Origin of the sequence: Phytoactinopolyspora halotolerans (assembly GCF_010550675.1) — a bacterium.
Lineage (GTDB): Bacteria > Actinomycetota > Actinomycetes > Jiangellales > Jiangellaceae > Phytoactinopolyspora > Phytoactinopolyspora halotolerans.
Genome location: NZ_JAAGOA010000004.1, coordinates 294,737 through 306,792, shown reverse-complemented (window position 1 = coordinate 306,792; position 12,056 = coordinate 294,737). Strand labels below are relative to the sequence as shown.

General features: G+C 68.9%; 8 protein-coding genes and 1 pseudogene. 3 read left to right on the top strand and 6 right to left on the bottom strand.

The features are described from left to right. Window positions 1-70: 70 nt before the first annotated feature. Together G1H10_RS34965 and G1H10_RS34960 are read left to right on the top strand one after the other, a co-directional pair. A pseudogene (locus G1H10_RS34965) lies at window positions 71-2,914 on the top strand (exo-alpha-sialidase); the annotation flags it as partial. Continuing rightward, the gene (locus G1H10_RS34960) at window positions 2,900-5,308 is read left to right on the top strand and encodes a DUF6351 family protein (protein WP_446686743.1); all 2,409 of its coding nucleotides are present in this window, start codon (window positions 2,900-2,902) and stop codon (window positions 5,306-5,308) included. The pseudogene G1H10_RS34965 and the gene G1H10_RS34960, both read left to right, overlap by 15 nt. Before the next feature lie 194 nt (window positions 5,309-5,502). On the opposite strand, the gene G1H10_RS07845 is transcribed toward G1H10_RS34960, so the two are convergent. From G1H10_RS07845 to G1H10_RS07825, 5 genes are all read right to left on the bottom strand, one after another. Next, window positions 5,503-6,339: an NAD(P)H-binding protein gene (locus G1H10_RS07845; protein WP_163735133.1), complete on the bottom strand. Its 837-nt coding sequence runs from the start codon at window positions 6,337-6,339 to the stop codon at window positions 5,503-5,505. Between the two features lie 37 nt (window positions 6,340-6,376). After that, on the bottom strand, window positions 6,377-7,867 hold the full coding sequence (locus tag G1H10_RS07840) for a cation:proton antiporter domain-containing protein (RefSeq protein WP_163735130.1): 1,491 nt from the start codon (window positions 7,865-7,867) through the stop codon (window positions 6,377-6,379). Between the two features lie 9 nt (window positions 7,868-7,876). Next, a complete protein-coding gene (locus tag G1H10_RS07835) occupies window positions 7,877-8,104 on the bottom strand; it encodes a cation:proton antiporter regulatory subunit (protein ID WP_163735127.1) in 228 nt (75 codons plus the stop codon). A 91-nt stretch (window positions 8,105-8,195) separates the two neighbouring features. Then, window positions 8,196-8,681, bottom strand: coding sequence for a nuclear transport factor 2 family protein (locus G1H10_RS07830; RefSeq protein WP_163735125.1), 486 nt, complete (start codon window positions 8,679-8,681; stop codon window positions 8,196-8,198). Then, on the bottom strand, window positions 8,678-9,607 hold the full coding sequence (locus G1H10_RS07825; RefSeq protein ID WP_163735121.1) for an alpha/beta hydrolase: 930 nt from the start codon (window positions 9,605-9,607) through the stop codon (window positions 8,678-8,680). Before G1H10_RS07825 ends, G1H10_RS07830 begins: the two co-directional genes overlap by 4 nt. Window positions 9,608-9,938: 331 nt before the next feature. Here G1H10_RS07825 and G1H10_RS07820 point away from each other — a divergent pair, with 331 nt between their 5' ends. Further along, the gene (locus tag G1H10_RS07820; RefSeq protein WP_163735119.1) at window positions 9,939-11,075 is read left to right on the top strand and encodes an aldo/keto reductase; all 1,137 of its coding nucleotides are present in this window, start codon (window positions 9,939-9,941) and stop codon (window positions 11,073-11,075) included. 10 nt (window positions 11,076-11,085) lie between these two features. Here G1H10_RS07820 and G1H10_RS07815 read toward each other — a convergent pair whose 3' ends face one another. Beyond that, window positions 11,086-11,910 carry a helix-turn-helix domain-containing protein gene (locus G1H10_RS07815; protein ID WP_163735116.1) on the bottom strand — a complete coding sequence of 275 codons (825 nt, stop codon included), beginning with the start codon at window positions 11,908-11,910 and terminating at the stop codon, window positions 11,086-11,088. Window positions 11,911-12,056 lie beyond the last annotated feature (146 nt).

The following is a 12,056-nucleotide window of genomic DNA, read 5'->3' as shown; positions in this document are numbered from 1 at the left end:
TCATCGAAGGACCCCACCCACGCCTGCCGGAAGCCTCATCGATGCACACCGCCCACGTTAGGAGCACACGATGATCACACATCGGTTCACGGCCCGACGACGAGTCGCGGCGACAACGCTGCTCGCGGCGGCCACCCTCGCCGCCGGCACGCTCGTCGGCGTGCCGTCGTCGGCAACATCCCCGGCATCGCCCAGCGCACATGCAGCGACGCAGACGGCCCCCTCGGACGCATCCGCAGACGGCTCGTACGAGGAGACCATCCTGTGGGACTCCGAGACCGACCCGCTGGAGAACTACCACGTGCACGGACTCGCCGTGACACCGGAGGACACGATCCTCGCGTTCACCGAGGGCCGGCACGAAACCTGCGACGCCGGCCCGCGCGAGCTGCTGCTGCGCCGCAGCACCGACGGCGGCGAGACGTGGCAGCCCAGCCAGGTCGTCGTCCCGTCCGACGACGGCCAGTCCTGGGGCAACCCGTCGCCCGTCGTCGACCAGGAAACCGGTGACATCTTCCTCTTCTACGGGTTGTCGCTGCAGGACGACGGGAACACCACCTGCTCCGGCGACCGCCAGGAGATCTACGTCTCTCGCAGCAGCGACGACGGGCAGACGTGGACTGACCCGGTCGAGCTGGACGAGTTGTTCTCGGGCAACCCGTATGACTGGACGCTGCACGGCCCCGGCCCCGGTCACGGCATCCAGCTGGAGAACGGCCGGCTGCTGATGCAGGTGCTGCACCGGCGCGAGGTGGTCGGCCACAGCGTCGCCGAACGGCTCTACGGCGTCTCCATGATCTACAGCGATGACCACGGCGAGACCTGGCAGGCCGGTGACGCCATCCCCGTCGACGTCAACTACCCCATCAACGAGAGCCGCATCTGGCAGCGCGAGGACGGTGCGGTCGTCGTGAACGGGCGCTCGGCCGCGGGCGGTCACCGCGACCGGATCAGCGCCGTCAGCACCGACGGCGGGCTCACCTGGTCCGATCCCGTGCTGGAGCCGGCCACCGGGCGGTACACCACCGTCGACGCCGGGTTCGTGCGGTTCGAGGGACCCGACGGAGTACCGCGCACGCTGCACAGCCGGCCGGACTCCGCCCGTCGCGAGGCGCTGACCATCGGGGTGAGCTACGACGCGGGCTACACCTACCGCTACCAGAAGATGGTCAACGCCGGCCCGTCGTACTACTCCGACATGGCCGTCCTCTCCGACGGCACCATCGTGCTGATCTACGGCCGCGACGGGGAGATCCTCTCCGCACCGCAGCGCGTCGCCGTCGCCACCTTCGATCTGGCCTGGCTGACCGACGGCCGCGACGACGGCAACAGCGGTCCCGCCTTCACCGAGCAGACGGTCGAGCTGGGCGCCACCGCCGACGTCCGCACCCGCCCGGGCTCGCGAGCCCCGAAAGTGGACACGGTCACGCCCGACGCGTCCGGCAACAAGAACCATGCCCAGGTGATCGGCTCGCCGACGGTGGTGAGCGGTGCCGTGGGTGACGCGTTCCAGCTCGGTGCCGACGACCACCTGGAGATCCCCCGCTCGGAGTCCGTACTGGACGCCGGCGACGAGTTCACCGCCGCGGTGTGGTTCCGCACCGAGGAACAGAGCTCGCAGGCGATCATGTGGGCCTACGGGCTGGGCTCCGGCACCCCGCAGTGGTGGGTGCGCGCCGAACCGGGGAACAACCGGCTGCGCGCCCTGCTCGACACCGGCGGTACCACCCGAGGGCTCGCCGCCCCCGGGGACTACGCCGACGGCGAGTGGCACCACGTCGCCCTGGTCCGCGGCCATGACACGGTGACACTGTACGTGGACGGCGAGCCGGTGGCCGACAGCACCAACCTGGTGGGCCGGGTGTCCAGCAACGCCCGCGAGGGTGTGCACATCGGTCAGCGCCCGGACGGCGCCAACCCGTTGACCGGCGCCGTCGACGACACGTATCTGTTCGACCGCGAGCTCTCCGCGGCCGAGGTGGCGGCGCTCGCCGACGCGGGCGACACGGGCGAGGCCAGCACCGGCAGCGACGGCAACGATGAGGCCGCGCCGGAGGGCGCCGTCGTTCATCTGCCGCTGGAGAAGACACAACTGAACCCGGACCGTCCCGGCGGCACCGCCGTGATCACCGACGAGAACGCGCGCGGCAGCCAGGCGCTGCGCTACGACGCCGCGCAGCCCGGCGATTGGGTCGAGATCCCGTTCAGTGTCGACACCGCCGGCACGTACGAGATCGCGGTCCGGTACCAGCGCTACTGGGACAGTGGAAAGGTCCAGGTCAGTATCGACGGCCAGGACCTGGAGGACGGGCTGCTCGACCCGTCGCTCCCCACCAACCGTGCCTACCAGACGTACCAGCACGGCGGCGTCGAGCTGCGCCAGGGCGGCCACCGGATCCGATTCACGCTGGTGGACGAGGGCAACCAGGGCGGCACCGCAATGGTGCTCGACGAGTTGACGCTGACGTCGGGCGGCGGCTCGCACGAGCTCGTGCGCGACGTCGTCGTCGACGACAACACGGTCGGTGACTTCCAGCTCGCGTCCGGCAGCTGGAGCCGCTCCACCGGCCAGGAGGGCCACCCGTACTACGGCGTCAGCTACCGTGCCGCGCCCGCCGGCTCCGACGGCCGGCTGGCCCGATGGATCACGGACGTCCCGGTGACCGGCGAATATCAGGTGCTGGCGTGGTACGTCTCGCACCCGAACCGTGCGTCGGACGCTCCGTACACGATCAACCACGCAGACGGGGCGACGACCGTCCGCGTCGACCAGCGCGGCCAGGCCCGCAGCCTCACCGACGCCGACCGCCCGGGCGTGTGGGTCAACCTCGGCACGTTCCGTTTCGAGGCCGGCACCGCCGGGTCGGTCGAGCTCAGCAACGACGCCGACGGCTTCGTCATCGCCGACGGCATCACGCTGACCCGGGCGCCCGTCCCGGACACCCCGGCCGGCGTCGAAGCCGCCGCCACGTCGTCGTCGAGCATCGAGGTCAGGTGGACCGCCAGCGACGGCGCGTCCGGTTACCACGTCGAGCGGCGCCCGGCCGGCGACGGTGCGTGGGAGTTCGCCGGCGAGGTGCCCGCCGACCAGACCGCGTTCACCAGCACCGGTCTGTCGCCGGACACCGCCTACGAGCATCGCGTGTACGCCGTCGTCGACACGGACCCCGGCCGCCCGCAGCGCGGGAGCCAGGCCTCCGCGCCGGTCGCGGCCAGTACGGACCCGGCCGGCGACGGTGAGGACGACGAGGCGCTCGCGCTGTCCACCCTCTCCGGGCGGCCGGACACCGTCACGGGCGGCGACGCACTGGTGCAGCTGGCCGTCAACGCCGACGCGGTGCAGCTCGGCGACGTCGAGATCAGGGTCAACGGCCGGGACGTCACCGGCGATCTCGCGGCCGACGAGGAGGCCCACACCCTCACCGGGGTGGTCACGGGATTGAACGTCGGCGACAACGTGCTCACGGCGGCCAGCGCCGACGGTCGGCGGTCGACGCTCACGCTGGTCAACCATGCGGCGGAAGGCCCGGTCTTCTCCGGCCCGCACCAGCAGCCGTTCGCCTGCGAGACCACGCGGTTCACCGTGCCCGTGGTCGGCGGGAACCTGGGCGAGCCGATCGACGAGGATTGCTCGATCGAGCCGCGGGTGGATTACTTCTACCGGACGACGTCGGACGACTACGCTCCGTGGCCGGACGGGGCGTCGTCGTACCCGGATGATCTGGCGACCACGGTGACGTCGCACGGCGCCGAGGTGCCGTTCATCGTGCGGATGGAGACCGGCACGACGAACCGGGCGATCTACCAGAGCAGCATCCTGCACGACCCGATCGGGGAACCGGACCCGGACTTCACCACCCGGCCCGAAGGATGGAACGGCGCGGCGATCTTCACCCTCGGCGGAGGCTGCGTGAACGGCTGGTACCGCCAGGGCAACCGGACCGAGAGAGTGACGGACGCGTTCATGCTCGGCGAGGGCTACGCGGTGATGTCGTCGTCGCTGAACGTGTTCGGGGTGAACTGCTCCGATCTGACGGCGGCCGAGTCGGCGATGATGGTCAAGGAGCGTTTCGTCGAGAACTACGGCCCCGTGGACCACGTGATCGGGTACGGCTCGTCCGGCGGCTCGTACCAGGGGCACCAGATCAGCGACAACTATCCCGGGATCTTCGACGGCATCGTCGTCGGAAACTCGTTCCCGGATGTGGCCTTCGGCACCGTTCCGTTCATCACCGACGCGTGGCTGCTCGACACCTACTTCACCGAGAAGGCCAGCGTCGACTGGACCGAGGAACAGCAGCGCGCGGTGACCGGATTCCAGACCTACGCGACTGCGCCCGCCGTCGCCAACGGTGCCCGCCGGATCGACCCCCGGGCGTTCTGCGGCATCGTGCCAGCGGCGATGCGGTACAACCCCGACACGAACCCGGACGGTGTTCGTTGTGGGGTCTATGACCACGCGGTCAACGTGTACGGCACCGACCCGGAAACCGGGTTCGCCCGCCGACCGCTGGACAACGTCGGCATCCAATACGGCCTCGCCGCGTTGAACGACGGCACCATCACCGTCGACCAGTTCCTGGACCTGAACGAGCACGTCGGCGGGTTCGACGACGACGCCAGCATCGTCGATGAACGGACCGAAGCCGATGCCGAGGCCGCCCGCATCGCCTACCAGACCGGACGACTCACCAACGCAGGCGGCGGCCTCGCCGAGATCCCGATCATCGACTACCGCCCGTACCGGGACGACAACCCGAACGGCGACATCCACGTCCGCTACCACACCTTCTCCATACGTGAGCGGCTGATGAAGGCCAACGGCACCACGGTGAACCACGTCAGCCTGCTGGAAGACAGCCGCTACGGCGGATTCAGTACCAGCAGCCCGCTACTGCGCCACGCCATCACCCAGATGGACCACTGGCTACGCAACATCGCCACCGACACCAGCAACACCGCACCGATCGACAAGATCGCCGCCAACCGGCCGGCCGAACTCGTCGAAGGCTGCAACACCCGCGACGCAGAGCCGTCGTTCATCGCCCAACCGCTGGACCGCGACCCGGACAGCGCATGCGAACAGCTCTACCCCTCAGCCTCCTTCCCCCGCGAGGTCGCCGGCGAAAGCGTCGCCGCCGACATCATCAAGTGCCAGCTCAAAGAGCCCGACCCCGACGACTACACCGCCCAGTTCACCGACACCCAATGGCAACGCCTGAACCAGATCTTCACCGACGGCGTCTGCGACTACACCAAACCCGGCGTTGAACAACAACCCCTCACCGGCACCTGGCTCCGCTTCTAACCCACCCCACCAAATGATCATGTGAAGTAGGTTTCTTCGCGCACTACCATGCCTGCAGACATGGTAGAGCTGGAGAAAACCCACTTCACATGATCATTTAGGGGTGGCGTCCTTTTGTCGGAGGATTCGGCGGCGCGGAATCGTTCCATGATCATGAACAGAAACCGTGCCATATGAACGGTTTCTGTTCATGATCATGATCGACGGAAGGCGTGTGCGTGGGCGGTGGCCCATTGCTCAAAGGTGCGGGGTGGGCGCCCGATGACCTGCTCGACCGTTGGCAGCACCGGTGACTCGTCGAGGTTGCCGTCGACGTAGAAGTCGAAGAACGCGTCGACGTACTCCGGCGGCATGGCCGCACTCATCTCTACACGCGCCTCCGCATCCGGCTGAGCTTCGAAGGGCAGCGTCCGGCCGAGTACCTCGCCGAGAATCCGGGCCCGGTCGGCGGGCGTGAGCGGTTCCGGCCCGGAGAGCGAGTAGACGCGCCCCTGATGCCCGTCGGCGACGAGTGCGTGCGCGACGACAGCGCCGATGTCGGCGGGATCTATCACCGCCACCGGCACATCCGCGAACGGTGCACGGATGACCTCGCCGGCCTTGATCGTCGGCGCCCATTCGAACGTGTTGGACATGAACCCGCTGGGTCGCACGATGGTCCACGGCAGATCCGACGCGCGAAGGGCCGTTTCGGTATTCACCATGTAACGCGTGATGGCGTTGCTCATGTCTTCGGTCGCGGCCGAGCGGCCGGAGAGCTGGACGACGTGCTCGACGCCGGCCTTGTGAGCCTCCTCCAGGACGCCAGCCATGTCCCGGTAACCGGGAAGCAGGAACATGCCGCGGACACCGCGCAGGCCACTCCGTAGGGTCTCCGGACGGTTCAGATCGCCCGAGACCGCCTCGGCACCGGCCGGCACGATCACCTTGCCGGGTTCCCGGACCAGCGCTCTGACCTGCGCACCCATACCCAACAGTGTGCGCACGACCTCCGCGCCGACGTTGCCGGTAGCACCTGTCACCAGATACATGCCAATCATCTCCATTGCCGCAACGACGCCACCTGTGTCACTTTTCGCCGGCCTCGACCGGCGTGCCGGCCGGTGCCCTGACGAGGGTCTCGTCGACGAAACACCACCGCCAATCCTCGCCGTCCTCGAGCGACTGCATGATCGGGTGACCCGTACCCGCCGCGTGGGCACTCGCGTGCCGGGCCGGTGAGTCGTCACAGCAGCCGACGTTCCCGCACGTCACGCACAACCGCAGCTCCACCCACTGTTCGCCGTCGGCCACGCACGCCGGGCAGACGTCGACGTCCGTCGTGGTGATCTTGATCTGGTCCAGATGCGTGCAGGAGGTGCTGATCGTCTCCTCGCGCACGTATCGCCAGCCTGGGCGCAACAGCGCGTCCGGCATGATGCGCGCCAGGTAGTGAGAGTTCGCCGCGAGCAGCGGGCTGAGAATCGCCAGTACCAGCACGTACAGCGCCACGAACGGGCCGATCCGGGCGTCCAGCCCGGCGCCGAGCGCCAGCGTGGCGAGGATGAGCGAGAACTCCCCTCGGCCCAGGATGGTCAGCCCGATGTTCGCCGCGCCGCGCTGGTTGAAACCGAACAGCCGAGCAGCGACGACCCCGCCGGCGACGTTGGCGATCAGGGTGAGACACACCGCCACCGCGACGGGTACGGCAACCGATCCCAGATCGCCGACGTCGATGCTGAGCCCGAACGACACGAAGAACACCGCGGCGAACACGTCCCGTAGCGGTAGCACCAGCCGTTCCACCCGTTCTCGCACGGCGGTCCGTGAGACCACCAAGCCGATCAGCAGCGCACCGATCGCGTCCGAGACGCCGACCTCCTCGGACACCCCGGCGACCAGCACGACCAGGCCGATCACCAGCACGGCCAGCAGTTCATCCTCGCGGGTGCCGACGAGCGCGCCGACGAGCCGGGCACCATAGCGGGCCACGGCGAACAGCAACAGCAGGAACCCGAAGCTCACAGCGAGGTCACGCAGGATCTCCGCCGCCGAGTCGGAGTCCGACAGGACCGGCGACAGCAGCGCCAGGTAGAACGCGAGGAAGATGTCCTCGATCACGATGATGCCCAGCACCACCGGGGTCTCGGCATTGGTCAGCCGATGGAGCTCGATCAGCAGCTTGGTCGCGATCGCCGACGACGAGATGCCCAGGGCGCCGCCGATGACCAGCGCCTCGGACGTCCCCCAGCCGAGCGCGAACCCCAAGGCCAGTCCTGCGGAGACGTTCATGGCGATGTAGCAACCGGCGGCGATGAACAGCCGGCGTCCGCTTCCCAGCACCTGCTCCACCGGGAACTCGACGCCGAGGTGGAACAGCAGCAGGATGAGGCCGAGCGCCGCCAGCATCGCGAGGTCTTCCGGATGCTCGATCAGCGTGGGGCCCGGCGTGCCCGGCCCGAGCAGTATCCCGATCACCATGTAGCACGGCACTGTCGGCAAGCCGACGCGCCGCCCGGCCCGTGCTACCAGGCCGGCGATCAGCACGGCCGCGCCGAGCCCGACAAGATCAACGTGCACGGTCCCCGCCTATGCCTCGAAGAACGTGGCCGACAGCACCGCGCCGACCTTCCGGGCCTGCTCCTCGCTGAGCTCGATGACGGCGGTCGGGTCAGCGGACGTCGATGTGAAGACGTACAGGTCGCGGACACCGCCGGACCGCACGACCACCGACACGCGCTGGTCCGCACGGCCCAGGTCGATGTCGTACCGCTTGCCGATGCCGGGCAGTTCCTGAACGTGTACACCCTGGCCCATGACGTTCCTCCTCAACGGTGGTACTACCTGGGCTTCGGACTCTACTCGCATCCCGTCACCGGACGAGCCGCTCACTGTGCCCTCCCGCCCCTCACGCGCCGTCCAGTCCGCGTCCGCGGCCGCCGGCGACCCGTTGCGTGGCCGTGTCGGCGAGCGTCCGGCTCCCGTCCTCGTAGGTCGTGCGCAGGGTGATGCCACGGATCCGCCAACGGTCAGCGACGCGTTCCATGGTCAGCACGTACCGTCCGGCGACCATCCACGTGGCGGCATCGCCGTCGTCCACCACGCGGTGGTACGCGCGGACGTCGGTGATGCACGTCGCCGTCCGCCCGTCGTCCCCGGTGACGGTCACCGGCCCGATCATGTGCTGGGTGGCGTCGAACCCGGGCACCAGCCGGCGCCACGACGCGACCAGCTCGTCGCCGTCCATCTCGACCGGCTCTCCGCCCCACAGGGAGGTGTAGTCGACCGAGACCTTCGCGGCGAGTGCCGAACGCACGGCCGCCCAGTCGAGGTCATCGACGGATCGCAGCATGCCGACGACGACGTCGGCGATCCCGGCGTCGCTCGTGCTCATGCGGACACCCCCGTGGTGCTGCCGGCCAACGTCTTCGCGAAGTGTGCGTCCAGCGCGTCGACCGCGAAACTCACCTGCGCGGGCCGGTCGTAGAAGTCCGTCTGCTCGCCGTCGCCCCACACGACCTCCACCGGGCCACGCAGGCCCCGCCGCAGCCGTTCGATATTCTCCGGGAACACGCAGCCGTCGGAGTGGACGAACAGCGCCGGCACCGACGCGGCGCTGGCGCGTGCCACCCCGTCGAAGGTCAGCCAGGGAATCCAGCTCACCTCGGCCATCTCGTTGGCCCAGGTGGGAACGGCGCCGCGCGCCGGGTCCCCGTAGTAGTCCAGCTCGAAGAACATGCCCGCCCGGTCGTTGCCGACCTCATACGCGGGCACGGTGACGAGCTCGCCGTCGCGCTGATACCGCTCGAACGCCTCCCGTGCACGATCGATCCTGAGCTGAACACCCTCGGCCCCGCCGTAGAACGGCGCCACCGAGCCGGTGTCGTGGAACCAGCCGGCCACGCTGGCGTAGGAGCTGATCGGCGCCCCCTCGGCGGCGGCCGTCAGCGCATACTGCGCGCTCGCGCACACCCCGAGGTAACCGACCTGGCCGGGCCGGACGAACGACAGCGTCGACACGAACTCGGCGGCCGCACGGACGTCGGCGATCTTGCGGCTCGGCAGCTCGGCGTGGCGCATGCCGCCACCGCTCTCGCCCCAGCCGGCGAAGTCGAACGTGATGGCCGTGTACCCGCGCTGCGCCAGTTCGGCCGCGTAGCGGTCGGCCATCTGCTCCTTCACCGTCAGCCACGAACCGGTGACCAGCACGGCCGGTTGCCGTTCGGTGATGCTCTCCGCCCGCCGGTGCACCCGCCCGGCGATGGTGTCGCCGCCGCTGGTGAACATGACGGGGAATGTCGCGGTTTCCGTCGTCGTCACTCCTACCTCCCGATATGCACGAAGCCCGCTGCTGTGCCGGGATTGAGGCTGACACACGCAGACGCGCCGGGGAGGGTCCGATCTTGCTGTCTCCGACGGCTTCACTCTGCGCGAACACTCACGGCCGGCGGCGGCCGCACCATGCGACCACCGGCCAACAGGCAGACCACGCTCTCCGCGTGCAGGAATGTGTCATCGGCGCACGATCGTGAAAGACAACCCGTGCCGCCGCGGTGAACGATGGCCGCGGCCCTGAACCCCGGCGTCCAGGGTCCACCCGTCCAGGCAGCCAGAGGCCACATTTCGGCCGTTCCCACAGCTGAGGAGCACCATGACGTTCGACATCACGCCGCACGCGTCCCGCCCGGCCGCACCGAGCCGCCGCGCCTTCGTGAAGGGAGCCGGCGCAAGCGCGCTGGCCGCCGCCGGCGGTATCGGTACACTCGCCGCCGCGGCCGCCCCAGGCGCCGCCGACCCGTCGTCGAGCAGATCGGCGGATCCATCCGCCGCCGCGCGACAGGCTGGTCCCGCCGACCTGATCACCAAAGCCATCCCGGGAACGGATGAACGCCTTCCCACCGTCGGTCTCGGCATGTTCATGACGTTCGACGTCCTCCCCGGCGCACCCCGCGATCATCTGCGCGACGTAGTTCAGCGGTTCTGGGACGGCGGCGGCCGCGTCTTCGACGTCTCACCCTTGTACGGCAACTCCGAGTACGTTCTCGGAGACATCCTGTCCGAGCTCGGCATCGCCGACGACGCGTTCATCGCCAACAAGATCTGGACGACGGGCGCCTACCTGAGCGACCGCCGCGACGCCGAGCGCCGACTGGAGCAGTCGCTGAACAACCTGTGGCGTGAACGGTTCGACCTGATGCAGGTGCACAGCCTGACCAATGCCGAGATGAACGTCGCGATCCTGAACTCATGGAAGGACGACGGACGCATCCGCTACGTCGGCGTGACACACCATGTCACCCATTACTTCCCCGCGATCGAGGCGTGGATACGGACCGGCAACGTCGACGTCGTCCAGGTCCGCTACTCCATCTTCCGCCGCGACGCCGAGGAGCGGATCCTCCCTGCGGCGGCCGACCACGGCGTCGCGGTCATCGCCCATATGACCTTGGACAAGGGCCGACTGCATGACGTCGTCGGACGCCGGCCGGTGCCTCGGTGGGCGGTCCGGGAGCTCGACTGCCAGACCTGGGCGCAGTTCTACCTCAAGTACGTCATCTCACATCCGGCCGTCACGTGTGCGCTAGTCGGGACGCGCGACCCGGAGCACGCCGCGGACGACGTCGGCGCGATGACCGGTCCGCTCCCGGACGAGTCGATGCGCCAGGAAATGGTGCGCCATGTGGAGCGCATTCCCGGCTTCACCGACATCGACAGCATGGGCTGGTATCCGGGTCAGGAGTTCGACGGGCGGGTCCGGCTCTCCGGCGCCGAGCACGTGTTCAATTGACGGGCAGACGCTACGCTCCACCGGCGCGATACGCCGCCGGCGTCGCGCCGTACGCTCGGCGGAACGCCGTGGTGAGGTGGCTCTGCCCGGCGAACCCGGCCCGGTGCGCGATCTCGGTGATGGGCACGTCGGTGCGCCGAAGCAGGCGTGCCGCATACTCCAGTCGTCGCCGCGCGACGAAACGATGCGGCGGCACACCGGTCGCCGCTTTGAAGGCGCGGCTGAACTGCGACGGGCCGATCCCGGCGAGCTGCGCGAGCGTCGCGACACGCAGGTCCGATCCGAGGTGTTCCTGGATGTAGTCCACCACCCGCGCCAGCGCCGCGCCTTCCAGCGGGCGCGCCGGCCGATGAGGCGACGGCGCGCCCGCCAGGCTCGAGTAGGTGCGCAGCAGATGCAGCGACAGCGTCATGGCGATGCTGTCGGCGAACAACGTCCCGGCCACTCCCCCGGTGCCCACCTCGTCGCGCAATGCCAGCGCCAGACGGTGGATCAACGCATCCGGTCGATTCGTGAATCCGCGGAATTGGACCTGCGATCTGTCGTCCACCAGCGATCGGAGCAAGCCCGGATCCAGCCGGACGGCCACGTAGTCGATCGTTCCCGCGCCGTACTCCGACCGTCGACGACGCATGCCGGGGATGAAGGTGACCGCGCCCGGAAAATCCGTCCCTCGATAACCCGGCCCGTCCTCATACTCCGCCGCCGTGCGCCCGGTGTTACCCGAGAGGGTCACGAACAACACGTGTTCAGGACGCTGTGTCACTCCGGTCGTGCCCTGCTGGGTGCGCCACCGGACGAGATCGACGCCGATGCCGTTCCAGGTGCGTGTCATTCTCATGAGGTCCTGGCCGCCGTACCGGTGCACGCCGCGATCGTGCCGTCCTCGACCACTCGACATCATGATGGACCTCCTCACCGGGTGTATGAGTCAGGCAGCAGCATGGCGGGCAGATCTCAGTGCGATGTCAGAGCGCGGCT